This is a genomic window from Rhizobium phaseoli (assembly GCF_010668805.1).
Taxonomy (GTDB): domain Bacteria; phylum Pseudomonadota; class Alphaproteobacteria; order Rhizobiales; family Rhizobiaceae; genus Rhizobium; species Rhizobium phaseoli_A.
In genome coordinates this window covers 249,197-273,904 of the sequence record NZ_WUFT01000003.1, presented here as the reverse complement: position 1 = coordinate 273,904, position 24,708 = coordinate 249,197, and the positions used below count along the sequence as shown (strand labels likewise).

Below are 24,708 nucleotides of genomic sequence, written 5' to 3'. Positions count from 1 at the left end.
GGTGGATGAAACTACCAGTTTGTGACAGAACCGTCGCGGCGCTTCAGATGCGGCGCTTCCCAGAAGCGAAAGCTCTCCGCCTTGACCGCTTCTTCGTTGACCTCAACGCCGAGCCCCGGCAGACCGCTGACGGGATAGTCGGTGCCGTCGAGCCGCGGCTGTACGGGGAAGAAGTCGGAATTATCGAAGCCGAGCTTTGCTTCGGGCGCCCTTGTCTCGAGCCAGGCGAAATTCGGTACCGCGGCGGCGAGATGGATGGTCGCGGCCGTGCAGACCGGGCCGAGCGGATTGTGCGGCATCAGGTCCACATAATGCGCTTCGCTCCAGCCCGCGACCTTCATCGCTTCGGTGAGACCGCCAACATTGCAGACATCGAGCCGGTTGAACTGATGGATGCCACGCTCGATGTAGGGCAGGAACTGCCACTTGCTGGCAAATTCCTCGCCGATGGCGAAGGGGATGTCGGTCATCGTGCGCAGGGATTCGTAGGCCTCGGGTGTCTCGTCTCGTATCGGCTCCTCGAGGAAATCAAGCACGCCACGGCCAAGCTTGTTACAGAAGCTTGCCGCCTCTGCCACCGACAGCCGATGATGATAATCGATGCCGAGGACGACGTCGTCGCCCAGCACCTCGCGCGCCTTGTTCAGCATAGCTGCGGTAGCGCCGATCGACTCCCGCGGCTCAAAAACGTCCTTGCTGCTTTGCCCGATGGGGAAGAAGCGGATCGCCTGCCACCCTTGTGCGCGTAGTTCGCGGGCTCGTTCGATTGCAACATCGCCCTCGGCCTCGTCACCGGTCGAGGCAAAGGTCGGAATGCGGTCGCGCTGCTTGCCGCCCAAAAATTCGTAAGCCGGCACCCCCAGCGCTTTGCCCTTGATGTCGTGAAGAGCAATGTCGATGGCTGAAATCGCAGCCTGCAAAACGCGTCCGCCTTCGAAGTATTGGCTGCGATAGACTTCTTGCCAGATCCGACCAATCTGCATCGGGTCGCGGCCGATGAGAAACTCGCGATAGTGCTCGATGGCGCCAGCCACGGCCTGCTCGCGACCGCTCAAACCGCTCTCGCCCCAGCCGAAGATGCCGTTGTCGGTCTCGACCTTGACCAGCATCTGGTTGCGCGTTCCGACCCATACTGGATAGGGTTTGATCGCCGTGATTTTAAGCTTCGTCGTCATCAACGCCCTCGTTTCACCCGCATCCGCTTGGTCTCAGTTGGCCTTCAGGGCCATTTCGGTTTCGCCGTCGAACAAATGCATCCGCTCCTGATCGAACTCGAGCCAAATCTGTTCGTCGGGCGCGACGGCAATGGTCGGCGGCACGCTGACATTGACGATGGCGCCGGACAGCAACGCCTGTACGAAGGTGACGTCTCCGGTCGGTTCCACGGTGTAGGCCTTTGCCGGGATGCTTCCAGGCAGCGCACTCTTGTGCAGCTTGATCGTGGAGTGACGTGCGCCGAGCACGACTTTCCTGGTTGTTGCCCTCTCGACCCTTCGGGCGTTGTTCGGCGAGAGCTCGAGGTGCCAGCCCTCCGCGCTGGTCAACACGGTGTTGCCGCCTGCCGTTGATGTCTCCAGCGGAACAAGGCTCATCGCCGGGCTGCCGACGAAGCTGGCGACGAACATGTTCACCGGATGAGCAAAGACCTGCGCCGGTGAATCGTATTGTTGCAGGTAGCCGCCATTCATCACCGCCATCCTGTCGGCCATGGTGACCGCTTCGAGCTGGTCGTGCGTCACGTAGATGATCGTCGCTTTGAGGTCCTGGTGGAAACGCTTGATCTCCGACCGCATCTGCACGCGCAGCTTTGCATCGAGGTTGGAGAGTGGCTCATCCATCAAAAATACCGCTGGATCGCGAACGAGGGCACGGCCGAGCGCCACGCGCTGCTGTTGCCCGCCCGAAAGTTCGCGTGGCTTGCGCTCGAGCAACTGCGTCATGTCGAGTACGCGTGCTGCTTCCCTGACCTTCTTGTCGATCTCGTCCCTTGGCAGTTTGCGCATCTGCAGCGGGAACGCCAGATTTTTGTAGACCGATTTCTGCGGATAGAGCGCGTAGTTCTGGAACACCATTGCGATGTCCCGGTCTTTGGGGTCCAGGTCGTTGACTCCCCGGTCGCCGATGACGATGTCGCCGGATGTGATGGGGATGAGCCCCGCTACGAGATTGAGCGTGGTGGTTTTGCCGCAGCCTGACGGGCCGACGAGCGCGACGAATTCGCCGTCGTTGACCGTCAGCGAAACATTGTTGACAGCTTTGAAGCTGCCGTAGGTCTTGACCAGATCTTGAAGGACCACGTGGGCCACCGGCAACTCCCCTAGAGCATGATGCCGAAAAGTGTCAGCGGTTTTCTCATGACATCATGCTCTAACTCTTTAATTTAGAACAGGATTCAGATTTTAGGCCACCGGCCTAAAATCATCCTGTTCTAGTGCTTGACTGCGCCTTCCGTAAGCGCCCGTACGAAGTATCGTTGCAGGACGAGGAACAGGACCACGACGGGCACGCTCATCATGAAGCTGGCCGCCATCAGGCCCGGAAAGTCCGTTGTATTTTCCGAGAAGAAACGCTGGATGCCGACCGGCAGCGTCAACTGATCGTTCTTGGAGAGGAAAGTGTAGGCGTAGATGTACTCGTTCCACGCGCCAATGAAGGAATAGATCGCCGTGGCGATGATCCCTGGCGCCGAGAGCGGCATCACGATCAGAAGAAACGCCTGGAACCGCGTTGCTCCGTCGATGCGCGCCGCCTGCTCGAGTTGCACCGGAATATTGTCGTAGAAGCCCTTGAGGAGCCAGATTGCCAGCGGCAGGCCGAATGTGAGGTAGGTGAGGACGAGCGACCCATGCGTGTTCACCAGCCCGATCGCGCGCATCAGGATGAAGAGCGGCACGAGAAAGATCACTGCCGGAAACATGTTGCGGAGCAAGACGGCGAAGAACAGAAAGTTCCGCCCCGGGAAGGTGAAGCGTGAAAACGCGTAGGCCGCAGGAACTGCCACGATCACAGAAAGGATGGTCGTGACGGTGGAGACGAAAAGGCTGTTCCAGAAGAAGCGCAGGAAGTCCTGGCCGACGCTGTTTTGCGGATCGAGCAGCTTCTGGTAGCTGGCGAGGGTAGGATGGTCCGGCCACCATTGCGGCGGGAACTGCATGGCCGCGAAGCCTGATTTGATCGAGGTGATCAGCATCCAGACCATCGGTAATGCCGTGTAAAGCAGCATGAACACAAGGAAGATGCGGCCGCCCCACCGCCATCCATCGATACGCATGCGGCGACGCGCCTGGCCTCGATGAACCGTCTCGGCAATCGTGCTCATTCGCTCCCGTCCTTCCGCTCGTTGCCGCTCAGCGCACGGACGTAGAAGTAGCCGAGCGACATCAGGATCAGGAACAGCAGCACCGAATAGGCCGATGCCACCCCCCAGCGCTGGCGGCCGAAGGCGAGTTCATAAATGTGGGTGATCCAGATATGCGATGCGTTCGACGGCCCGCCGCCGGTCATGATCCAGGGAATGATGAAAGAATTGAAGTTGGCCACTGCCAGCAGAAGGATCGTCACCGTCGAGACGTTTCTCAAGTGCGGAAAGGTGACGTGCCAGAACCGCTGCCATGCATTGGCTCCGTCGACTTTTGCGGCGCGCAGCAACTGGTCGGGAACCGTCTGCAGGCCAGCCATCATCATGATCATGGCAAAGGGAAACTCTCGCCAGATATTGACGACGATCAGCGAGGGCAGCACCGTGCTGACGCTGTCGATGAAATTCGGCGGCCGGTCGGCCCATCCGAGACCGACCAGCACCGCGCCAATGATCCCGAAGTCCGAATGATAGATCCACTTCCAGATATAGGACGCGGCGACCGCGCTGATGACCCAGGGAATGATCAGGACGGCGCGCAGGATGCCACGGCCGACAAAATCACGATGGAGCGCCAGGGCGCAGGCAAACCCCAGGACAAATGAGATGAACGTGGATCCCAGTGTCCAGATAAGCGTGTTCGAGGTGACCTTCCAGAACACCGGACTGGTGAGGATGGCGATGTAGTTGTCGAAGCCGATGAAAATCTTGTCCCGCAGCTGCAGGCCAGGCGGTGTGTTGAAGAACGACAGCTCGATCGTGTAGTAGATAGGGTAGGCGATGACGATGAGCATTACGGCGATCGCAGGAAGCACATAGGCGTAGTCGGCCCGATGCTCCCAAATCTTTCGCAGCACGCCCGACCTATCGGGTTTCGGTCTTCGGAGAGCCTCGGCCTTGCCAGTCAAGATCGTCACTATGCCGCGCCCTTGTTCTTCGGAACAGATCGGCTGCAGTCGGCAGCCGGTCAGATCGTCTGGCTTCGACTAGAGTCCGCCGTCCATCAGGTCTTTGACCTTCTTGGCTGCGTCGTCGGCTGCTTGGTCGACGGTCATGGCCCCGGTCAGGGCATTCTGCAGCATGTCCGGGACGATGATGTTCATGATCTCGGGGGACTGTGGCAGCGCCGGGAACGGAATGCCGTATGGCAGCATCGAGGTCGTGACATCGAGGAACTTGATACTATCAAGACGTTCCTTCATCCATTTGGTCTTGAAGCCGTTGAGGTTTCCCGGGTTCGAGCCGGCATAGGCCATCTTCAGCGACCATTCCGGGCTCGTCCACATGCAGATGATCGCCTTTGCAGCCGGCTCGTCCACCTTGCCGCCCTCGACATATTCGGGCTTCAGGATGTGAATGTTGGAGCCGCCGAACACGACGGCACGCTTGCCGTCGGGGCCAGTCGGAATCAGGCCGTAGCGCATATTGTCGATGACGGTCTGCGCCTTGTCCTTGTCGGTATCCGTCGCCTTTTTCTGCAGGTCGAGCATGACGTTGTAGTCGGACGGGTGCGAGATCATCATGCCGAGCTGGCCGGCGAGGAAGAGGGGCTGGTTGTCGGCCTGCTGGTTGGTGAGCGCCGAAACCGGAACCGACTTGTCGCGAACATACATATCGTAGGAGGCCTGCAGTGCCGCCTTGCTCTGCGAACTGTTGAGCTCGACCTCCTTATAGGTCGGGTTGGCGGTCGCTTCGTCGAAGACGCCGCCGCCATAGGCCCACAGCTGCGGCATGAAGCGATATGGCGTATTGCCGGCATTCTTGCGAGCCACGAGACCGTAACCGGCAATGCCGAGCTTGTCGTGAATCTGCTTGGAATCCTTGACGACGTCGTCCCAGGTTGCCGGAGCCTTGTCCGGATCGAGGCCTGCACGCTTGAAGATGTCGGCGTTCCAGATGAACGCCATCGTCTCGTTGTTGGTGGGAATGCCGTAGGTCACCCCCTCCCAGGTTACAGCCTTCATTGCGCCGGGCCAGAAATCGTCGGTCGAATACCCTACATCCTCGGGCTTGAGCGGCTGCAAATAGCCCTTTGAGGCGAACTCGGTGCCACCAAGGATCTGCAGGCGAACCGCCATGGGCGCTGCATTGCCAAGGAGCGCGGTCCGGAACTTATCCAGCAGGTCGTTATAGGTGAGGGCTTGCTCCTCAAGCTGGATGTTTGGATAGGTTTTGCGGAACGTCTCGAAGAACTCTTTATAATACTGGCGCAGGAGATCGGGGTCGCCCTCGAACACGCCCTGATACCAGAAAGTCAGTCGCCCCTTATAGTCGAGCGGGGTGACCTTGCCGCAATCGGCCGCCGTGTCGAAATCCTGCGTGCCGGCAATGGAGCGCACATATTCCGGCGACCACTTGCTCAAGTCGACCGACGCTCCCAGCGCCGACGTGGACATCAACGATACCATCAAAGCAGTAGAAACAGCGCCGCGCAGGACGGCACCACCGAGTGAAATCCTCGACATAGGTATCCTCCAGGTTCTCCCATGCCGCTCTGCGTCGAGGCGAGCGGTCTTTGCTCATTGGCTGCGGGACGTTTTCAGCCAATGTATCTCTTTGGACAGATCATACGTTTTCAGATCGAAGATTGCCTGTCAACTGAAGAAATCGTACATTGTTTAGATAGATCTCGCGTGATATCGAAGCAATATATGTATTGAACGGGAACAGCTTTGGCCGAAACAACTGATTTTAGAGCGCAACCACCCGAAGGGATCGACGCGATCGGGGCCTCCAGCGAGGGCGCCTCGCTTTATCAGCTGATCAGGGACGACATCATCGAAGGGCGGCTCGCTGCCAACGAACGGCTTGTGGTCACCGATCTCGCCCGACGCCACGGCACTTCGACCAACCCGGTGCGCGAGGCTCTGCAACTGTTGCGCGGGGAGGGCTTTGTCACCCTCGTTCCCAACCGCGGAGCGCGCGTCCGGCCCATAGATCAGGATTTTGTTCGGGACATCTACGAGATAGGAGTGTTGATCGAGCCGGCACTGACGCGATGGTTCGTGAATATGGCCACCGTCGAGGATATTGCTGAACTCGAACGCATCCAGGGCTTGATCGAAGAGAACAACTTCGCCGATACGTTCAGGCACAGCGAGCTGGACACCGCCTTTCATACCGTCATGTACCAAAGGCACTACAACCGCCATGCCGCCGAGCTTTGGTGGAAGCATCGCGAAGTGCTTCGAGCCGTGAGCCGGCGTTTCAACTTCACGCTCGCTCGGCGTGCCGCGATCCTGAGCGAGCATCGCGAGCTCATCGCGCATGTAAAAGCGGGAAATGCGAACGAGGCAGGCGAACTCATCGCACGCCATGTCGAAGGCTCCGGCCGGCACATCCTCGAGCACATGCGTGCGCGAAACGCCGCTCGGGCAGGGTAGAGGCCTCGAATTTATCCCGACCACTTCAGATAAAGGCAGTTGAGATGAAAATCACCAGCGTTCGGCCGTGGCTGATCAAGTCCGATGCTTCTTATTGGGGAGAGTATTTGTTCGTCGAAGTGACGACCGACGAGGGAGTGAGCGGCTGGGGAGAGATCACCACCACGACAAGGCTCGCCAATCGCGCCCTCTGCACGATCCTGCGGCAGATCGGTGCCGCTGTGACAGGCGAGGACCCGGCGCGCATCGAGTATCTGTGGCACAAGATATTCCGCAGCTTCACCTATATGGGCAGTCGCGGCGCCGCAGTCGAATGCGTGAGCGCCATTGACATAGCCCTCTGGGACATCCGGGGCAAAGTCCTGGATAAGCCGATTTACGAGCTGTTGGGCGGACCGGTACGCGATGAAATTGCGCTATACACTCATCCCAACCAGGCCAAGTTTACCAGCAAGGAGGCTGTGGTCCGCGAAATTCGAGACATCGTCGAATCCGGCCACATGGCGCTCAAGTTCGATCCTTTCCCCCACCAAGGCCGCACCGCCGATGGACAGTCTCGCGAACAGCGGGACGGCTACCTCGATGGCAGCATGACTCGCAAAGATGAGCGCGAAGCCGCCGAACTGACGGCCCTCATCCGCGAAACGGCAGGCCCTGATGTCGACATCCTCATCGATGCGCATGGCCGGTTCGACGTTCCCACCGCCATCCGCCTTTGCCGGAGCCTCGAGGAAGCTGGTCAGATCGACTGGTTCGAAGAGCCTTGTCCGCCGGAGAGCCTCAACGCTCTCAGACAGGTTCGTGAGAAGGTCAGCGCCGCTATTTCGTGGGGCGAGCGCGGTCACACGAAGTGGGATTTCGTGCCGGTGCTCGAAAATAGGCTCGCTGACTACATCATGCCTGATGTCACCTGGACCGGCGGCATTACCGAACTCAAAAAGATTTCCGCCCTATGCGAAGCCTACTACATCCCGGTCTCGCCGCATGACGCCGCAGGTCCGATCAACGTAGTTGCGGGCGCGCAGGTGATGATGACCGTTCCTAACTTCTACAAACTCGAAACGTCCGAGTGGAACCTGGGCAAATACGATCACCTCATCGACAGACCGCTCGATGTTTCGAACGGCAGCCTCAAGCTTACGTCCAAGCCTGGTCTCGGCGTCGAAATGAACCGCGACTACCTTCAAAACCACGAGATAGAGCTGGACTAGCAACGCTCTCCGCCGCCCCAGCTTGCACGGCGGCGAGCCCGCCCGACCAAAACGAGGATAAATCATGCCAGAGGCAGATGGAGCCGACGAGGCGCTCAATCGGGTGAACACGCATTCCAAGCCATCCGACCTTCGCATCACCGACATGCGGGTCGCCGAAATCGTCGGGGCGCCGTTCACCTCAGTGCTGCTTAAGATTTACACCAATCAGGGCATCGTCGGGCTTGGCGAGGTGCGCGACAGCGCCAGCGCCACCTACGCGCTGATGCTGAAGAGCCGGTTGCTGGGCGAGAACCCTTGCAACATCGACCGACTGTTTCGCCGGATCAAGCAGTTCGGCGGGCACGGCCGGCAAGGCGGCGGCGTCTCGGCGATTGAAATCGCGTTGTGGGATCTTGCCGGCAAGGCCTATGGCGTCCCCATCTACCAGATGCTCGGCGGCCGTTTTCGGGAGAAAGTGCGCGTCTACTGCGATACCGACGCCACCGTGCCGAGCGGCACCGAGACCGGCAAGCGCCTCAAGCAGCGCATGGATCTCGGCTTCACCTTTCTCAAGATGGATCTGGGACTGATGCAGATCGCAGATGTGCCCGGCGCGGTCGTCTTTCCTGCCGGCTCATTGGAAGGATACCGCGATTCTCCCAATCGCGGGCCGCTGAAAACCATAGAGGAGCGGCGTGTCCGCAACGCTGCCTACGATTTGCATAACGTCCAGCACCCGTTTACCGGCCTTCACTTTTCCGACAAGGGTCTCGACCTGCTTGAGCAGTACATCGCCGAGGTTCGTGAGGTCATCGGCATGGATGTGCCGCTCGCCATCGACCATATCGGCCATATCTCGATGCAGAATGGCATCCGCCTTGCCAGGCGAATTGAAAAATACGTGCCAGCCTGGCTCGAGGATGTGATCCCATGGCAGTATACCGAGCAATACCGACAACTGCAGGATGCCACCACGGTACCGATCTGCACCGGCGAGGATATCTACCTCAAGGAAGGCTTCGAGCCTCTGCTCGCCAGCGGCGGCGTCTCCGTTATCCACCCGGACCTGCTCACCAGTGGGGGCATCCTCGAGACCAAGAAGATCGGCGATATGGCACAGGACCGGGGTGTCGCCATGGCCATCCATATGGCGGAAAGTCCGATCGCAGCAATGGCCGCGGCACATGTCGCGACCGCGACCGAAAATTTCATGGCGCTCGAATACCATTCCGCCGATGTCGACTGGTGGGACGATATCGTCACTGGCCTTCCGAAGCCCCTGGTACAAAACGGCTTCATCACTGTTCCGGACAAGCCGGGCCTGGGCATTGACGACGTCGTCGACGAGGTGATCTCGCAGCATCTGCAGCCGGGTGTCACCGGCATTTGGCGTCCTACCAGCCACTGGGACGATGAGTACTCCTGGGATCGCACCTGGAGCTGAGGCGAAAGGAACGAAGATGAAGATCACCGATCTCCGCTGCGCCGTTATCGGCAAACACCCGATTGTCCGCATTGTGACGGACGATGGCCTCTATGGCTTGGGCGAAGTCGAATTCACCAAGTCCTATCTCAAGCCCTTTGTGCTGCATTTCCGCGACGCGCTGATCGGCGAGGACCCGACCGACGTCGAGCGAGTCATGCTGAAGATCCGCCAACGCGGCTCCTTCAAGCCGTATGGCGCGGCGGTGAGCGCGATTGAGCATGCGCTGTGGGATATTGCCGGCAAGGCCGCGGGTGTGCCCGCCTATAAACTGCTCGGCGGCAAGGTGCGGGACAAAGTGCGGGTCTATAACGGCTCTGTTCGCCGGAAACGCACGGGCGACCGGCCGGAGGATTATGCCGCTGACGTCAAGTGGATGATGGAGCAGCCGCAGAACTTCTTCATGGTCAAGCAAGGAATCTCGTTCCACTCCAACATGAAGGACACCATCGAGGACTTCCATTACGGCGTGACGCAGAACAAGGCCGGCTATCACGGCGCCATGGATCAGGGTGTGATCAGCGAGCGCGGTTTCAATCACATGCTCGACTGCGTGATCGCCATGAAGGAGGTGCTGGGCGACAAAGTCAGCCTGGCGCTGGACTGCGGGCCCGGCTGGATGTTGCCCGACGCGATCAAATTCGCCCGCGCGGTCGAGAAGTACAATTTGATGTGGCTCGAGGACATGCTGACTGGCGACTACGTGCCGTGGGTCAATCCGCAGGCGTATCGGGAACTGACAACCTCCACCTCGACGCCAATCCACACTGGTGAGCAGATCTACCTGCGGCACAATTTCAAGGAACTGATCGAGACGCAGGCGGTACGCGTCATCGGCCCCGATCCAGCCGATATTGGCGGCATTGCCGAGCTCAAATGGGTCGCCGAGCACGCCTACATGCACTCGATCCTGATGGCGCCGCACGGCACCGCTAACGGCCTGCTGGGCCTCGGCGCGTTGATCAATGTCTGCGCCACGTTACCGGCAAATTACGTCGCGTTCGAATATCCGACCGCTTCTGACCCCTGGTGGGAGGATCTTGTCATCGGCTTGCCGCCGCAAATCGTGAAGGACAGCATGGTGGACCTCCTGGAAGCGCCGGGGCTGGGCCTCGACATCGACGCTGAAGCGGCCAGGAAATATCTCAGGGAAGAGGATGCGGGCTTTTTCGACTGAACCCTCCCCCTGCCGTGGCCATCTTGTCGGGCGCCAGGTAATAGGGGTTGCCGAAATAAGTGGTATCGACCTGTAAACAGCGAATGGCAGTTCAATGCCGCCTTTGCGCGCCGCGTCGAAAGGCGCTGAAGGTTTAGTCTAAAACAGCCGCCCGCCTTCCCGGCAAGCGGCTGTATGCTTCGGTACGAATATGCAAGACTACATATGGATCGGCTTGAAGAAGGTCGCGAGTGCGGCTTCCTTCACCGCTTCCGACATGGTCGGATGCGCATGGCAGGTACGGCCGAGATCTTCCGATGAGCCGCCGAACTCCATCAGCACGGCGATCTCGTGGATCATCTCGCCGGCGCCGAAGCCGACGATATGGCCGCCGAGCACCCGGTCGGTTTCCTTGTCGGCAAGGATCTTGACGAAGCCGTCTGTCGCCAGCATTGCGCGTGCGCGGCCATTGGCCGTGAACGGGAACTTGCCGACCTTGAAGGCGATACCAGCGGCTTTCAGCTCTTCCTCGGTCTTGCCGACCGAGGCGATCTCCGGCTGCGTATAAACGACGCTTGGAATGACGTCATAATTGACGTGGCCATGCTGGCCGGCGAGAATTTCGGCGAGCGCCACGCCCTCGTCTTCCGCCTTGTGCGCCAGCATCGGACCCTTGACCACATCGCCGATCGCATAAATGCCGGCGACATTGGTCTTGAAGTGGCCGTCGATCTCGACGCGGCCGCGATTGTCGAGCGCAACTCCGGCCTCTTCCAGGCCGAGACCCGCCGTATAGGGCTTGCGGCCGGTGGCGATCAGCACGACGTCGGCGTCGAGCGTCACCTTTTCACCGCCTTTGGCCGGCTCGAACGTGACCTTGGCGCCCTTGTCGCCCTTTTCGACCCCGGTCACCTTGGCGCCGAGATGGAAATCGATGCCCTGCTTGGCGAGCATGCGCTGGAACTGCTTGGAGACTTCGCCGTCCATGCCGCCGAGGATGGTGTCGAGATATTCGACAACGGTGACCTTGGCGCCAAGCCGCGACCAGACCGAGCCGAGCTCGAGCCCGATGACGCCGCCGCCGACGACGATCAGCGTTTCCGGCACCTTTTCCAGCGCGATGCCGCCAGTGGACGAGATGATGGTCTTCTCATCGATCTCGACCTGCACGCCGGGAATGCCGGCGACGTCGGAGCCGGTGGCGATGACGATGTTCTTGCCTTCGATCTCCTTCACCGTGCCGTCTTCGGCTACGACGGCGACCTTGCCGGCCGAGACGATCTTGCCGCTGCCCTGGAACGCATCGATCTTGTTCTTCTTGAAGAGGAAGGCGACGCCGTCGACATTCGACTTCACCGTGGCGTCCTTGTGAGCCATCATATTGCCGAGATTGAGCGTCGGCGCCGCAATGTCGATCCCGAGAGCGCTCATGCCGTGGCCGGCCTGATGGAACATTTCGGAGGCATGCAGCAGCGCCTTCGACGGAATGCAGCCGACGTTCAGGCAGGTGCCGCCATAGGTCGCGCGCTTTTCGACGACGGCGACCTTGAGGCCGAGCTGGGCTGCTTTGACGGCGCAGACATAGCCGCCCGGGCCGGTGCCGATAATGATCACATCGTAGGACATTGCTTCTTTCCCTTTGGATTTTTCGTTTAGTCGGCCGCGCGCGACAGCGCGAGGCGGAAGCCGAAGCCGACGAGCGCCGCTCCGGTGATGCGGTTGAACCATTTGCCGCTGGCAATGAAGCGGTCACGGATCGCCTTGACCGTGAAGAAATAGGAGACGCCGGCAAACCAGGCGATCAGCGCCGTTGCCATGCCGATGCCGTAGGAGAACTGGATCAGCGCCGGCGTGTCGTGATGCACGAGCGTCGAAAACAGTGACAGGAAGAACAGCACCGGCTTCGGATTCAGCGCATTGGTGATGAAACCCATGCCGAGGCACTTGAACATCGAGACCGGCTTGCGATCCTCGGCCGTCACCTCGATGTCCTGCACCTTGAAGCCGGGGTCGCGAAACGACTTGATGCCGAGATAGACGAGATAGGCGACGCCAGCCCATTTGATGACCGCAAACAGCGTCAGCGATTTCGAGACGATCAGGCCGAGCCCGAGGATCGTGTAGCTGATATGAAAGAGCAGCGAGAAGCCCATGCCGAGCCCGGTCATGATGGCGGCGCGCCGCCCATGCACGATGCTCTGGCGCAAAATGACGGCGAAATCGGCCCCCGGCACGACGATGAAGATCGAGAAGACGGCCATCAGGCCGAGGAATTCGAGAATGTAAGGCATGCTGTTTTCGCCCTGTCTTTTAGCGGCCGCCGCTCACATTGAGGATCGCGCCGGTTATATAGGAAGCCGAAGGGGAAAGGAGATAGAGGATCGCATCAGCCACCTCCTCGGGCGTGCCGCTGCGCTGCATCGGGATCGATGGCGCCATTTCGCGGGCCCGGTCCGGTAGCCCGCCGGATGCATGGAGATCGGTTTCGATGACGCCGGGCCTGATAGCGTTCACGCGGATGCCCTCGGTAGCGACCTCGCGCGCCAGCCCGACGGTGAATGTGTCGATCGCCGCCTTCGAGGCGGCATAATCGACATACTGCGTCGGCGAACCGAGGATCGCCGCCATCGACGAGACGTTGACGATCGCGCCGCCCCGCCCACCATAGCGGCTCGACATGCGGCGCACGGCCTCTGCGGCGCAGAGCATGGAGCCGGTCACATTGATGCGCATCATGCGTTCGATCCGCTCCGCCGCCATCTCGTCGACGCGCTGCGGATAGTCGACGACGCCGGCATTGTTGACGAGCCCGTCGAGCCGGCCGAAATGCCGATCGACCGCTGCAAACATCGCGACGATATCCGCAGTCTTGCCGACATCACCCGCAATCGCCACGGCCTCGCCGCCGCCTTCGGCAATCGCCGCAACGACGGCATCCGCAGCTTTGCGGTTGGAAGCGTAGTTCACCGCGACACGCCAGCCCTGGCGCGCGGCGAGCCGCGAGACGGCGGCGCCGATGCCCCGGCTTCCGCCGGTCACGAGAACAACCGGTGCATCACTCATATCGCGCACTCCTTGAATGTCAGCACGTCCCAGGGCGCCACGGTAGCCTTGCCCTCGCCCCAGGCGCTGGATTGGCGGATGGCGGGACCAAGTCCGGGAAACACGAGCCTTTCGGCCGCCGCAGCCCCTTCCGGCTGCAGATTGTCCATCTCGCCCTTGGCATCCATGCCATAGACGGCTCCTTGCCAGACCGTGCAAGCATCGAGATCGGCGCCGGTCGCGTCACCCTCGGGGCAATTGAACATCAGGATGCCGATGGCGCGCACCGGATCTTCCGACGGCATGACATAACCTTCCATCACCACCGGCGTCTTGAGGGCGCTGACCTTGAACTGGTTGCTCGCCGCAGCCGACTGTGAATTCAGCGGGGCAAAGCGCAACTCGTATGCCCCGTCGCGATCGACGTAAATGGCCTGTTCCTGCTTGCAGGCAGCGCTGAGCGTCGATACCGGAACGGCGCAAAACGCAGCGGCTGCGATTGCAGCCACGCCTTTCCGTTTCGCCGTGATCCCGATCTTCCCGCTCATTGCAGCTTCGGCTCCTTCCGCCCGTCGGCATTCTCGACAACGCTGAAATCGGTCAGCAGCACCAGCGCCCGGCCATCCTTATCCAGCCCCCAAAAGACAGGATAGACACCGTCGCCCCAGCCGCTCCAGAATACCGCGACATTCCCCTTCTCGCCGGCAACCGGCCGGTGCAGCGCGTAACTGCCCTTGTTGACGTCGAGGTCGGATGCCAGCACGTCGTCGTAATAATTGATGTCGGCGTCAGGCTTTTGCGCCTGCACCTGCGCTTCACGTTCTCCGATCAGACCAAGCGTCTCGGCATCCATGTAGCAGCCGAGGCCGGCATCGACTGGGTAACCGAAGATCTCGCCGTCCTTCAGCGTCGCTACATCCTGCCCGGGCAGGACGGCAAGCTCCCAATGATCCGGCTTGCCCTCGGCAAACCGCAGGCCGGCGGCGGCAATGCGCCCAAAGGCCTGGTAGAGCGTCACCGGATATTCGCCCGGCGCAACCGTTCTTGCCAGCGCCGGACGATCGGGCTGAGCGAGCGGATCGGCCGCAACGATGCGCCCCGAGGTCAGCTCGACATTGCCCATATGGATCACGCCGATCGACCGGCCGGAGAGTTCGGCGTCGCTGAGCGTCACCAGCTCGAAATTGCTGCTTGCCTTGCTGATATCCCAGCCGGCCGCCGCTGCCGAGACCGGAACATGCGCGGCGGCAGCGCAGAGAAGAAGGCGCGCCGCTCGCATGATCCGGTTTCGCATCGAAAGCGCTCCTTTAGAGATCGAGAACCAGACGTTCCGGATCTTCCAGGCTTTCCTTGACGCGCACGAGGAAGGTGACTGCTTCCTTACCGTCGACGATGCGATGATCGTAGGACAGCGCCAGATACATCATCGGACGGATAACCACCTGGCCCCCGATCGCCACCGGCCGCTCCTGGATCTTGTGCATGCCGAGAATGCCGGACTGCGGCGCATTCAGGATCGGCGAGGACATCAGCGAGCCGTAGACGCCGCCATTGGTGATGGTGAAGGTGCCGCCCTGCATGTCGGCCATGGAGAGCGAGCCATCACGGGCTGCCTTGGCCAGACGGCCGAGTTCTTTTTCGATTTCGGCGATCGACATCTGGTCGGCGTCACGGATGACGGGAACGACGAGGCCCTTGTCGGTGCCGACGGCCATGCCGACATGGCAGTAGTTCTTGTAGATGAGGTCGGTGCCGTCGATCTCGGCGTTGACCGCCGGCAGTTCCTTCAGCGCATGCGTCACCGCCTTGGTGAAGAAGCCCATGAAGCCGAGCTTGACGCCGTGCTTCTTCTCGAAAATGTCCTTGTACTTGTTGCGCAGGTCCATGACCGCCTTCATGTCCACCTCATTATAGGTGGTGAGCATCGCGGCGGTGTTCTGCGCGTCCTTCAGGCGCTTGGCGATCGTCTGGCGCAGGCGCGTCATCTTCACGCGCTCTTCGCGCGAGGCATCCTCGACCGTCGACGGGCCGCGCGGGGCGGCAGGCGTTGCAGCCGGTGCTGCCGCCGGAGCCGAAATGCCCTTGGCGACGGCAGCGATGACATCGCCCTTCAGCACCTGGCCGCGCTTGCCGCTGCCATCGACCTGGTCGGCCGAAAGGTTGTTTTCAGCAAGCATCTTCGAAGCCGCCGGCGCCGGCGGCATGGTGGAGACGGAAGCGCTCGACGACGACGACGCGGCAGCAGCAGCAACCGGCGCCGGCTGAGCAGGAGCAGCCGCGGCTGGCTGGGCAGGAGCAGCGGCCGGTGCCGCAGCAGCGACAGCACCTTCGGCGATCTGGCCGAGCAGCGCGCCGAGGCCGACGGTCTCACCGGCGGCGACAACGATTTCCGAAAGCGTGCCGGAGGTCGGCGCTGGAACTTCGATGGTCACCTTGTCGGTTTCAAGCTCGAGAATCGGCTCGTCGGCCTTGATGGCGTCGCCGACCTTCTTGAACCAGGTGCCGACGGTTGCCTCGCTGACGGATTCACCGAGAGTTGGAACGCGGATTTCTGTGGCCATTGTTCAGATCCTGATTTCGTGTGTGTTCGTTTAATGCGTTTCAGACGGCCGGCGGCCGCAAGATGATCGAGGGCATCGGCAGGATATCGAAACGGAAACCGAAACCGGAAGCGATGATCGGATCACCGTCGGCAAGCACCTGTGCTGCCGCCTGATCCTCGACTTCGACGATTGCCATGCCGAAGGCACCTTCACCCTCGAACACGGGACCGACGACGATCGCCGATCCCGCAAGGGCGTGCCGGTGCCAGTATTCGACGTGGCGTTTCATCGCCGCCATTTCCTCTCCGGTCCCGTCATGCGGGAAAGTGGGGCGCGGCGGCAGCAATCTCAGAAAGAAATAAGCCATTGCGCCCCCCTTGTGTTAACCGCCCAATGCATCCTCGAGGAATGCGGCGAGCTGCGACAGATGCTTGGACATCAGGCCCGTCGCCGGCGAGGCGGCGGCCGGACGGCCGGTATAACGGACGCGCTGATACTTTGCATCGATATGGGCGAGCACCCATTCGAGGAAGGGGTCGATGAACGACCATGCGCCCATGTTCTTCGGCTCTTCCTGACACCAGACCATCTCGGCATTGCGGAAGCGCGACAGCTCGTTGATCAGCGCCTTTGCCGGGAACGGATAGAGCTGCTCGACGCGCAGGAGATAGACATCGTCGATGCCGCGCTTTTCACGCTCTTCGAGAAGATCGTAATAGACCTTGCCGGAGCACATGACGACGCGGCGGATCTTGTTGTCCTTTTGCAGCTTGATCGGGCCGTCCTTGATCACCTCGGCATCGTCCCAGAGCAGGCGATGGAAGGCGGATTCGCCGGCCATTTCGGCAAGCGTCGAGACTGCCCGCTTGTGGCGCAGCAGCGACTTCGGCGTCATCAGGATCAGCGGCTTGCGGAAGTCGCGCTTCAGCTGCCGGCGCAGGATGTGGAAGTAGTTCGCCGGCGTCGTAACGTTGGCGACCTGCATGTTATCCTCAGCGCAAAGCTGCAGGAAACGCTCGAGGCGGGCCGAGGAGTGTTCCGGACCCTGCCCTTCATAGCCATGCGGCAGCAGGCAGACGAGACCCGACATGCGCAGCCACTTGCGTTCGCCCGACGAGATGAACTGGTCGAAGACCACCTGCGCACCGTTGGCGAAATCGCCGAACTGCGCTTCCCAGAGCGTCAGCGCATTCGGGCGGGCAAGCGAATAGCCGTATTCGAAACCGAGCACCGCCTCTTCCGAAAGCATCGAATTGATGACTTCGTAGCGACCCTGCGTCGGCGAGAGATTGGCGAGCGGGATGTAGCGTTCCTCGGTTTCCTGATCGTAGAGAACCGAGTGGCGCTGCGAGAAGGTGCCGCGTTCGCAATCCTGGCCGGACAGGCGGATCTTGCTGCCTTCGACGCAAAGCGCGCCGAAGGACAGCGCTTCAGCCATCGCCCAGTCGATACCCTCGCCGGTGGCGATCATATTGGCGCGGTTTTCCATGAAGCGCTGGATCGTGCGGTGTGCAGTGAAGCCCGCCGGGATCTCCGACAGCTTGCGGCCGATATCCTTCAGCGTCTTCATCGGCACGGCGGTCTTGCCGCGGCGCTGCTCGTCGGCATTGTCGGCTGCGCGCAAGCCCGACCACTCGCCGTCCAGCCAGTCGGCCTTGTTCGGCTTATAGTGCTGGCCGGCCTCGAACTCCTGTTCGAGATGGGCGCGCCAGTCGGCCTTCATCTTTTCGACTTCACCTTCGGTGAGCAGGCCCTCGGCGACCAGGCGGGCCGCATAGATCTGCAGCACGGTCTTGTGGCCGCGGATAACCTTGTACATCTTCGGCTGCGTGAAGGACGGTTCATCGCCTTCATTGTGGCCGTAGCGGCGGTAGCAGAACAGGTCGAGCACCACCGGCTTGTGGAACTTCATGCGGAATTCGGTCGCGACCTTGGCCGCATAGACCACCGCTTCCGGATCGTCGCCGTTGACGTGGAAGATCGGCGCCTCGATCATCTTGGCGACGTCGGACGGATAGGGCGACGAACGCGAGAAGGCCGGGTTCGTGGTGAAGCCGATCTGGTTGTTGATGATGACATGCATGGTGCCGGCGACGCGGTGGCCGCGCAAGCCGGAAAGGCCGAGGATTTCGGCAATGACGCCCTGGCCGGCAAAGGCTGCGTCGCCATGGATCAACAGCGGCAGAACCTTGGCGCGTTCGGAAAGCGGAATGATGTCGCCGTCCCAGACGGTGGCATTCATGTCCTGCTTGGCGCGGACCTTGCCCATGACGACGGGATCGACGATTTCAAGATGCGACGGATTGGCCGTCAGTGAGACATGCACCTTGTTGCCGTCGAATTCGCGGTCGGAAGAGGCCCCGAGATGATATTTGACGTCGCCCGAGCCTTCGACTTCGTCGGGTGCGGCCGAGCCGCCCTTGAACTCGTGGAAGATCGCCCGGTGCGGCTTGCCCATAACCTGCGACAGCACGTTGAGGCGGCCGCGATGGGCCATGCCGAAGACGGCTTCCTTGAGGCCAAGATGACCGCCGCGCTTGAGGATCTGCTCCAAAGCCGGGATCAGCGATTCGCCGCCATCGAGGCCGAAACGCTTGGTGCCCTTGAATTTGACGTCGAGGAACTGTTCGTAGCCTTCGGCCTCGGCGAGCTTGGCAAGGATTGCCTTCTTGCCTTCAGCCGAGAAAGCGACGCCCTTGTCCGGCCCTTCGATACGCTCCTGGATCCAGGCTTTCTCTTCCGGATTGGAGATGTGCATGAATTCGACGCCGAGCGTCGAACAATAGGTGCGCTCGAGGATATCGATCATCTCGCGGATGGTCGCGTATTCCAGGCCGAGCACGTTGTCGATGAAGATCCTGCGGTCGTAATCGGCTGATGTGAAGCCGTAATTCTCCGGCGACAGCTCGCGATAGTCGTCGACGGGAGCAGCGATGCCTAGCGGGTCGAGCTTGGCATGCAGGTGACCGCGCATGCGGTAGGCGCGGATCATCATAATGGCGCGCACGGAATCGCGCGTCGCCTGCAGCACGTCGGTGCTGTCGGCAGGCTTGCCCTGAGCTTCGGCCTTCGCCTTGACCTTGGTCTCGATGACCTTCTCGACAATGCCCCAGTCGCCGTCGAGAGCAGACACCAGGTCGCCGCCGGCGGCCAGCGGCCAGTTTTTTCTGCGCCAGGAAGGCCCCTTGGCCGCCCTCTTCACATCGCTCGGATCTTCCTCAAGCGCCTTGAAAAAGGTCCGCCACTGATCGTCGACCGAGGCGGGGTCCTCTTCGTAGCGCGCATGGAGCTGCTCGATATAGGCAGCGTTGGCGCCATCCAGAAACGAGGTGACCTGAAACTGCTCGTTGGCTTCTTGCCGTGCCATGGTGATATGCGGACGCTTCCGCCCGCCTCCTGACTTTGATGAATTTGCCGGCTTGATCGCCGGCTGCCGCATTCCGATTGCCGCCTGTCCGCGGCGCATCTGCATGTCTCGTGCCGTCAAGACCGGGCGGAAGGCGCAGATGCCGCTCCTCCGCCCGGGTATAAGTTGGATTAGCCCTTGAGGACTTCAACCAGCGTCTTGCCGAGACGGGCTGGAGACGGCGACACCTTGATGCCTGCCGATTCCATCGCCGCGATCTTCGATTCCGCGTCGCCCTTGCCGCCGGAAACCACGGCGCCGGCATGGCCCATGGTGCGGCCCTTCGGCGCCGTGCGGCCTGCAATGAAGCCGGCCATCGGCTTGCTGCGGCCCTTCTTGGCTTCGTCCTTGAGGAACTGCGCCGCATCCTCCTCTGCCGAGCCGCCGATTTCGCCGATCATGATGATTGACTGGGTGGCTTCGTCGGCCAGGAACATTTCGAGCACGTCGATGAACTCGGTGCCCTTGACCGGGTCGCCGCCGATGCCGACGGCCGTGGTCTGGCCGAGGCCTTCGTTGGAGGTCTGGAACACGGCTTCATAGGTCAGCGTGCCCGAGCGCGAGACGATACCGACCGAACCCTTGCGGAAGATCGAGCCCGGCATGATGCCGATCTTGCATTCTTCCGGCGTCATGATGCCCGGGCAGTTCGGGCCGAGCAGGCGCGACTTGGAACGGTCGAGGCGAGCCTTGACGCGCACCATGTCCATGACCGGGATGCCTTCGGTGATGCAGGTGATGAACGGGATCTCGGCGTCAATCGCCTCGATGATCGCATCGGCAGCACCGGCCGGCGGAACATAGATGACGGTCGCGTCGGCGCCGGTCTTTTCCTTGCCCTCGGCAACGGTCGCGAAGATCGGCAGGCTTTCGCCCTTTGCGCCGGTCCAGGTTTCGCCGCCCTTCTTCGGGTGGATACCGCCGACCATCTGCGTGCCGTAATAGGCGAGCGCCTGTTCGGTGTGGAACGTACCGGTCTTGCCGGTCAGACCCTGAACGAGGATCTTGGTGTCTTTGTTGACGAGAATAGACATGCGAGGCCTTTGTCTAGGAGAGGTTGGAAGACGTGGGGGACGAGCGACGATAGATGCCGCTGACGACCTCCTGCCAAGTATCGCTGCCTGCAGGCGAAAAGCTGACGCCCATCCGGTAGCAGTCTTCATTTTCGAATGTGAAAGCGGTGCGCTGTCTGCCGCGCGGCGAAGTCTTCATCAGCACGAGTTCCTTGCCGTTCCATTCGCCGGAAGCTGGCGAGGGCGGCGCAAAACCCGCGCTGTCGAACTGGTAGAGCTTGTAGGTTTCATCCGAGGCGTCGAAGCCGAAGACATTGCGGGCCTCGAACGAAACAGCCCCATCGCGCATCTGCCGATAGCGCTGCTCGAAGAAGAAGCCACCGAACAGCGCCTCGCCGGAAAGTTTGGCACTGGCCTTACCTTCAGCCGTCCACGCCGACCCTGCGACGCGCTCCTCCCCTTCCCATACGCCGGCAAAGGCATTGAGACGGATATGAGCAGCAGATGGCGCGGACTGGGAGGTCATGATCGCTCTCAGCCGTTGATCGCCGCGACGATCTTCTTGGCCGCATCGTCCAAGTCGTCAGCCGCCGTGATCGCCAGACCCGACTCGTTCAGGATCTTCTTGCCGAGCTCGACATTGGTACCTTCAAGGCGCACGACGAGCGGAACCTTGAGGCCGACTTCCTTGACCGCGGCAATGACGCCCTCGGCAATGACATCGCACTTCATGATGCCGCCGAAGATGTTGACGAGAATGCCTTCGACCTTGGGGTCTGCGGTGATGATCTTGAAAGCCGCAGCAACCTTCTCCTTGCCGGCGCCGCCGCCGACGTCACAGAAGTTAGCCGGCTCCTTGCCGTAGAGCTTGATGATATCCATCGTCGCCATGGCAAGGCCCGCACCGTTGACCATGCAGCCGATATTGCCGTCGAGCGCAACGTAAGCGAGGTCCCACTTCGAGGCCTCGATTTCCTTGGCGTCTTCTTCGGTCTCGTCACGCAGCGTCTTGACGTCATCGTGACGGAAAAGCGCATTGCCGTCGAAGGACATCTTGGCGTCGAGGACGCGCAGGTGGCCATCCTTCATGACGATCAGCGGATTGACTTCGAGCAGCGCCATGTCCTTCTCGTTGAAGGCCTTGTAGAGCGCCGGGAAAAGCGCCTTGGCATCTTCGGCGGCGGCGCCATCGAGCGCGAGCGCCTTGGAGATCGCAGCAACGTCGGCAGCCGTTACGCCGGCTTCCGGGTCGATGGCGATCGTGTGGATCTTCTCCGGCGTATCATGAGCGACCGCTTCGATGTCCATGCCGCCTTCGGTCGATACGACGAAGGCAACGCGGCCGACCGAGCGGTCGACAAGGATCGAGCAATAGAGTTCGCGGGCAATGTCGGCGCCATCTTCGATGTAGAGGCGGTTGACCTGCTTGCCGGCGTCGCCGGTCTGCGCCGTCACCAGCGTGTTGCCGAGCATATCCTTGGCATGGGCGACCACTTCGTCGATCGACTTGGCGAGACGCACGCCGCCCTTGGCTTCCGGGCCCAGTTCCTTGAACTTGCCCTTGCCGCGGCCGCCGGCATGGATCTGGCTCTTGACCACGTAGAGCGGGCCGGGGAGCGACTTGGCGGCAGCCTCGGCCTCTTCGACCTTGAGAATAGCCACACCCTCGGCAACCGGCGCGCCATAACCCTTCAGCAGAGCCTTGGCCTGATATTCATGAATGTTCATGGGTTTATCCCTGTTTTATGACTTCAGCGCGTCGACTACTTCAGCGCAGGCGCGATATTGATGCAGGCTTCGCAGAGACCGGCGACGGCGCCGACAGACTTGTCGAAGGCTTCCTTCTCGGTCTTGTTGAGGTCGATCTCGATGATGCGCTCGACGCCGCCGGCGCCGATGACGGTGGGAACGCCGACATACATGTCCTTGACGCCGTACTGGCCGGTCAACTGGGCAGCGCAGGGCAGAACGCGCTTCTTGTCCTTGAGGTAGGATTCGGCCATCTCGATCGCCGAGGCGGCCGGCGCGTAGTAGGCCGAGCCGGTCTTCAGCAGGCCGACGATTTCGGCGCCGCCGTCACGGGTGCGCTGGATGATCTCTTCGAGGCGCTCCTTGGTGACCCAGCCCATGGTGACGAGGTCGGTGAGCGGAATGCCGCCGACCGTCGAGTAGCGGGCAAGCGGCACCATCGTGTCGCCGTGGCCGCCGAGCACGAAGGCGGTCACGTCCTGGACGGACACGTTGAATTCCTTCGAGAGGAAAAGCCGGAAACGCGACGAATCGAGAACGCCGGCCATGCCGACGACCTTGTTGGCCGGAAGGCCGGAAAACTTCTGCAGCGCCCAGACCATGGCGTCGAGCGGGTTGGTGATGCAGATCACGAAGGCGTTCGGCGCATACTTCTTGATGCCGGCGCCGACCTGCTCCATGACCTTGAGGTTGATGCCGAGAAGATCGTCGCGGCTCATGCCCGGCTTGCGGGCGACACCGGCGGTGACGATGCAGACGTCGGCGCCTTCGATCGCGGAATAGTCGCTGGCGCCCGTCAGGTTGACGTCGAAGCCTTCGACCGGAGAGGACTGTGCGATGTCGAGACCCTTGCCCTGGGGAATGCCGTCGGCGATGTCGAAGAGGACGATGTCGCCCAATTCCTTCAGGCCGGCGAGGTGCGCCAAGGTGCCACCAATCATGCCAGAACCAATGAGTGCGATCTTGTTACGCGCCATTTCGCTGTTTCCTTTGCGATCAAATTCGTCGAGCGATGCGCAGCAAGGCGCAGCCCAATGACGCAATCGCATAGACCCTAAGCCTAAAAATGGCAATCCATTAATTTTGATGCAGCAATTTCAATCGTTTAGATACTAAATATCTTACGTAAACGTAAGATATCATGTCACCGAATTGTTACTCGGCGGCGCGCTTCTCATGATGCAGTGCGAGATATTCGGCGCTGCGCATCTCGAACAGGCGCGATACGGTGCGGTCGAATTCAAAACCCTCGGTGCCCCGGCGCTGCACCAGCAGTTCCTCCGGCATCGCCGCTGCGGAAATGTAGAGCCGCACGGCATGATCGTAGAACGTATCGACCAGAATGATGAGGCGTTTGATCTGGTTCCGCTTTTCCGGCCCGAGCACGGGAATGTGATCGACGAAGACCGTATCGAAACGCTCGGCGATTGCCAGGAAATCGACCGCCCCGAGCGGCTTGTCGCAAAGATCGGCAAAGGCGAACCGCGCCATGCGGTCGACAGCAAGCGGCACGTGGATGGCGCGCCCCTTCATCGGAATATCCAGCGGCTGCGCCTTACGCCCGTGCAGCGCCTGCGTCCAGGACGCATCCATCGCCATATCGTTGTGATCGTTGATCGGCACCAGATAGACCGGCTGGCTGCTCAGCTTCTCCGTGCGGTAGTCGGTCGGCGAACCCAGGGTGACGACATCGACATGCTGCTTGAGAAGGGCGACGAAAGGCAGGAAGAGGCCGCGATTGAGACCATCCATGTAGAGATTATCGGGCTCGACGTTCGAGGTCGCAACCAGCACGCATCCGCGCGCGAAAAGTTCGGAGAACAGCCGCGACAGGATCATCGCATCGGCGATATCGGTGACCGTGAATTCGTCGAAGCAGAGCAGTTCTGCTTGGTCGTAAAGGGCTGCGGCAACCGGCGGCATCGGATCGGCCTGCTTCGTCTCGCCGTTCTTGAGCTTCAGCCGGTGCGCTGCGATGCGGTTGTGCACATCCGCCATGAATTCGTGGAAATGCGCCCGGCGTTTCTTCCTGCACGGTGCCAACGAGAAGAACATGTCCATCAGCATGGTCTTGCCGCGGCCGACGCTGCCGTGGATATAAAGCCCGTTGATGCCGTCGGCGGATTTCTTCTTGGCGGCAAACAGCCAGCCCAGGGCGCTCGATTTTGCCGCCGGCCGCCGCTGCTTCAGCCCGGCCAGCACCCGATCCAGGCTCTTTGCCACGTCCATCTGGGCGGAGTCGACCTGCAGAGCGCCCGATGCGGTCAGCGCTTTAAGCTGTTCGCAGACGCTGAGCGCATAATCGGGCATTGGCTGCATGAGGGCATATCCGCCTGTCAGACATCGGCGGAGGCCCGCCGGTGGTTTACCGCGCCGGTTCGT

At 61.0% G+C, this 24,708-nt stretch carries 22 protein-coding genes; 4 read left to right on the top strand and 18 right to left on the bottom strand.

The features are described from left to right. Window positions 1–11 precede the first annotated feature (11 nt). From GR197_RS06420 to GR197_RS06400, 5 genes are all read right to left on the bottom strand, one after another. Window positions 12–1,175 (bottom strand): mandelate racemase/muconate lactonizing enzyme family protein, encoded by a 1,164-nt coding sequence (locus tag GR197_RS06420; protein WP_164007710.1) that lies wholly within the window; start codon window positions 1,173–1,175, stop codon window positions 12–14. A gap of 33 nt (window positions 1,176–1,208) precedes the next feature. Then, complete coding sequence (locus GR197_RS06415; RefSeq protein ID WP_164007708.1) at window positions 1,209–2,306, bottom strand: sn-glycerol-3-phosphate ABC transporter ATP-binding protein UgpC; 1,098 nt, start codon at window positions 2,304–2,306, stop codon at window positions 1,209–1,211. A 122-nt stretch (window positions 2,307–2,428) separates the two neighbouring features. Next, entirely contained in the window at window positions 2,429–3,319 is an 891-nt protein-coding gene (locus GR197_RS06410) for a carbohydrate ABC transporter permease (protein WP_164007705.1), read from the bottom strand. Further along, the gene (locus tag GR197_RS06405) at window positions 3,316–4,275 is read right to left on the bottom strand and encodes an ABC transporter permease subunit (protein ID WP_164007703.1); all 960 of its coding nucleotides are present in this window, start codon (window positions 4,273–4,275) and stop codon (window positions 3,316–3,318) included. Before GR197_RS06405 ends, GR197_RS06410 begins: the two co-directional genes overlap by 4 nt. A 69-nt stretch (window positions 4,276–4,344) precedes the next feature. Continuing rightward, window positions 4,345–5,823, bottom strand: coding sequence for an ABC transporter substrate-binding protein (locus tag GR197_RS06400; RefSeq protein WP_164007701.1), 1,479 nt, complete (start codon window positions 5,821–5,823; stop codon window positions 4,345–4,347). 207 nt (window positions 5,824–6,030) lie between these two features. On the opposite strand from GR197_RS06400, the gene GR197_RS06395 reads away from it, so the two are divergent. From GR197_RS06395 to GR197_RS06380, 4 genes are all read left to right on the top strand, one after another. Continuing rightward, complete coding sequence (locus GR197_RS06395; protein ID WP_164007699.1) at window positions 6,031–6,741, top strand: GntR family transcriptional regulator; 711 nt, start codon at window positions 6,031–6,033, stop codon at window positions 6,739–6,741. Between the two features lie 44 nt (window positions 6,742–6,785). Then, window positions 6,786–7,952 (top strand): mandelate racemase/muconate lactonizing enzyme family protein, encoded by a 1,167-nt coding sequence (locus GR197_RS06390; RefSeq protein ID WP_164007697.1) that lies wholly within the window; start codon window positions 6,786–6,788, stop codon window positions 7,950–7,952. A 64-nt stretch (window positions 7,953–8,016) separates the two neighbouring features. Next, window positions 8,017–9,378, top strand: a complete 1,362-nt coding sequence (locus GR197_RS06385; protein WP_164007696.1) for a mandelate racemase/muconate lactonizing enzyme family protein — start codon at window positions 8,017–8,019, stop codon at window positions 9,376–9,378. A gap of 16 nt (window positions 9,379–9,394) precedes the next feature. Next, a complete protein-coding gene (locus tag GR197_RS06380) occupies window positions 9,395–10,594 on the top strand; it encodes a mandelate racemase/muconate lactonizing enzyme family protein (RefSeq protein WP_164007694.1) in 1,200 nt (399 codons plus the stop codon). A gap of 198 nt (window positions 10,595–10,792) precedes the next feature. Here the strand turns inward: GR197_RS06380 and lpdA are convergent, their stop codons facing one another. The 13 genes from lpdA to zapE all read right to left on the bottom strand — a co-directional run bounded on the left by lpdA (window position 10,793) and on the right by zapE (window position 24,645). Next, window positions 10,793–12,199: a dihydrolipoyl dehydrogenase gene (lpdA, locus tag GR197_RS06375; protein WP_164007692.1), complete on the bottom strand. Its 1,407-nt coding sequence runs from the start codon at window positions 12,197–12,199 to the stop codon at window positions 10,793–10,795. Between the two features lie 26 nt (window positions 12,200–12,225). Beyond that, window positions 12,226–12,864 carry a LysE family translocator gene (locus GR197_RS06370; RefSeq protein WP_164007689.1) on the bottom strand — a complete coding sequence of 213 codons (639 nt, stop codon included), beginning with the start codon at window positions 12,862–12,864 and terminating at the stop codon, window positions 12,226–12,228. A 19-nt stretch (window positions 12,865–12,883) separates the two neighbouring features. Continuing rightward, window positions 12,884–13,636 (bottom strand): SDR family oxidoreductase, encoded by a 753-nt coding sequence (locus GR197_RS06365; protein ID WP_164007687.1) that lies wholly within the window; start codon window positions 13,634–13,636, stop codon window positions 12,884–12,886. Beyond that, window positions 13,633–14,163, bottom strand: coding sequence for a hypothetical protein (locus GR197_RS06360; protein WP_164007685.1), 531 nt, complete (start codon window positions 14,161–14,163; stop codon window positions 13,633–13,635). The genes GR197_RS06365 and GR197_RS06360 overlap by 4 nt, the downstream gene beginning before the upstream one ends. Beyond that, on the bottom strand, window positions 14,160–14,909 hold the full coding sequence (locus tag GR197_RS06355; RefSeq protein WP_164007683.1) for a DUF4241 domain-containing protein: 750 nt from the start codon (window positions 14,907–14,909) through the stop codon (window positions 14,160–14,162). Before GR197_RS06355 ends, GR197_RS06360 begins: the two co-directional genes overlap by 4 nt. Window positions 14,910–14,922: 13 nt before the next feature. Further along, on the bottom strand, window positions 14,923–16,176 hold the full coding sequence (gene odhB / locus GR197_RS06350) for a 2-oxoglutarate dehydrogenase complex dihydrolipoyllysine-residue succinyltransferase (protein ID WP_164007681.1): 1,254 nt from the start codon (window positions 16,174–16,176) through the stop codon (window positions 14,923–14,925). A 40-nt stretch (window positions 16,177–16,216) separates the two neighbouring features. Beyond that, on the bottom strand, window positions 16,217–16,525 hold the full coding sequence (locus tag GR197_RS06345; RefSeq protein ID WP_164007678.1) for a YciI family protein: 309 nt from the start codon (window positions 16,523–16,525) through the stop codon (window positions 16,217–16,219). 15 nt (window positions 16,526–16,540) lie between these two features. Continuing rightward, entirely contained in the window at window positions 16,541–19,525 is a 2,985-nt protein-coding gene (locus GR197_RS06340; protein WP_164007676.1) for a 2-oxoglutarate dehydrogenase E1 component, read from the bottom strand. A gap of 170 nt (window positions 19,526–19,695) precedes the next feature. Next, window positions 19,696–20,598: a succinate--CoA ligase subunit alpha gene (gene sucD, locus GR197_RS06335; RefSeq protein WP_164007674.1), complete on the bottom strand. Its 903-nt coding sequence runs from the start codon at window positions 20,596–20,598 to the stop codon at window positions 19,696–19,698. A gap of 13 nt (window positions 20,599–20,611) precedes the next feature. Further along, window positions 20,612–21,103: a DUF1579 family protein gene (locus GR197_RS06330; RefSeq protein WP_164007672.1), complete on the bottom strand. Its 492-nt coding sequence runs from the start codon at window positions 21,101–21,103 to the stop codon at window positions 20,612–20,614. An 8-nt stretch (window positions 21,104–21,111) separates the two neighbouring features. Beyond that, window positions 21,112–22,305 (bottom strand): ADP-forming succinate--CoA ligase subunit beta, encoded by a 1,194-nt coding sequence (gene sucC / locus GR197_RS06325; RefSeq protein ID WP_164007670.1) that lies wholly within the window; start codon window positions 22,303–22,305, stop codon window positions 21,112–21,114. Window positions 22,306–22,340: 35 nt separating this feature from the next. Next, a complete protein-coding gene (gene mdh, locus GR197_RS06320) occupies window positions 22,341–23,303 on the bottom strand; it encodes a malate dehydrogenase (protein ID WP_164007668.1) in 963 nt (320 codons plus the stop codon). A gap of 178 nt (window positions 23,304–23,481) precedes the next feature. Next, window positions 23,482–24,645: a cell division protein ZapE gene (gene zapE, locus GR197_RS06315; protein WP_164007666.1), complete on the bottom strand. Its 1,164-nt coding sequence runs from the start codon at window positions 24,643–24,645 to the stop codon at window positions 23,482–23,484. Between the last annotated feature and the right edge of the window lie 63 nt (window positions 24,646–24,708).

Coding starts and splice junctions, on each gene's coding strand:
- GR197_RS06420 (WP_164007710.1), bottom strand. CDS start 1,175: ATGACGACGAAGCTTAAAATCACGGCGATCAAACCCTATCCAGTATGG.
- GR197_RS06410 (WP_164007705.1), bottom strand. CDS start 3,319: ATGAGCACGATTGCCGAGACGGTTCATCGAGGCCAGGCGCGTCGCCGC.
- GR197_RS06400 (WP_164007701.1), bottom strand. CDS start 5,823: ATGTCGAGGATTTCACTCGGTGGTGCCGTCCTGCGCGGCGCTGTTTCT.
- GR197_RS06390 (WP_164007697.1), top strand. CDS start 6,786: ATGAAAATCACCAGCGTTCGGCCGTGGCTGATCAAGTCCGATGCTTCT.
- GR197_RS06385 (WP_164007696.1), top strand. CDS start 8,017: ATGCCAGAGGCAGATGGAGCCGACGAGGCGCTCAATCGGGTGAACACG.
- GR197_RS06380 (WP_164007694.1), top strand. CDS start 9,395: ATGAAGATCACCGATCTCCGCTGCGCCGTTATCGGCAAACACCCGATT.
- lpdA (WP_164007692.1), bottom strand. CDS start 12,199: ATGTCCTACGATGTGATCATTATCGGCACCGGCCCGGGCGGCTATGTC.
- GR197_RS06370 (WP_164007689.1), bottom strand. CDS start 12,864: ATGCCTTACATTCTCGAATTCCTCGGCCTGATGGCCGTCTTCTCGATC.
- GR197_RS06365 (WP_164007687.1), bottom strand. CDS start 13,636: ATGAGTGATGCACCGGTTGTTCTCGTGACCGGCGGAAGCCGGGGCATC.
- GR197_RS06360 (WP_164007685.1), bottom strand. CDS start 14,163: ATGAGCGGGAAGATCGGGATCACGGCGAAACGGAAAGGCGTGGCTGCA.
- GR197_RS06355 (WP_164007683.1), bottom strand. CDS start 14,909: ATGCGAAACCGGATCATGCGAGCGGCGCGCCTTCTTCTCTGCGCTGCC.
- odhB (WP_164007681.1), bottom strand. CDS start 16,176: ATGGCCACAGAAATCCGCGTTCCAACTCTCGGTGAATCCGTCAGCGAG.
- GR197_RS06345 (WP_164007678.1), bottom strand. CDS start 16,525: ATGGCTTATTTCTTTCTGAGATTGCTGCCGCCGCGCCCCACTTTCCCG.
- GR197_RS06340 (WP_164007676.1), bottom strand. CDS start 19,525: ATGGCACGGCAAGAAGCCAACGAGCAGTTTCAGGTCACCTCGTTTCTG.
- sucD (WP_164007674.1), bottom strand. CDS start 20,598: ATGTCTATTCTCGTCAACAAAGACACCAAGATCCTCGTTCAGGGTCTG.
- GR197_RS06330 (WP_164007672.1), bottom strand. CDS start 21,103: ATGACCTCCCAGTCCGCGCCATCTGCTGCTCATATCCGTCTCAATGCC.
- sucC (WP_164007670.1), bottom strand. CDS start 22,305: ATGAACATTCATGAATATCAGGCCAAGGCTCTGCTGAAGGGTTATGGC.
- mdh (WP_164007668.1), bottom strand. CDS start 23,303: ATGGCGCGTAACAAGATCGCACTCATTGGTTCTGGCATGATTGGTGGC.
- zapE (WP_164007666.1), bottom strand. CDS start 24,645: ATGCAGCCAATGCCCGATTATGCGCTCAGCGTCTGCGAACAGCTTAAA.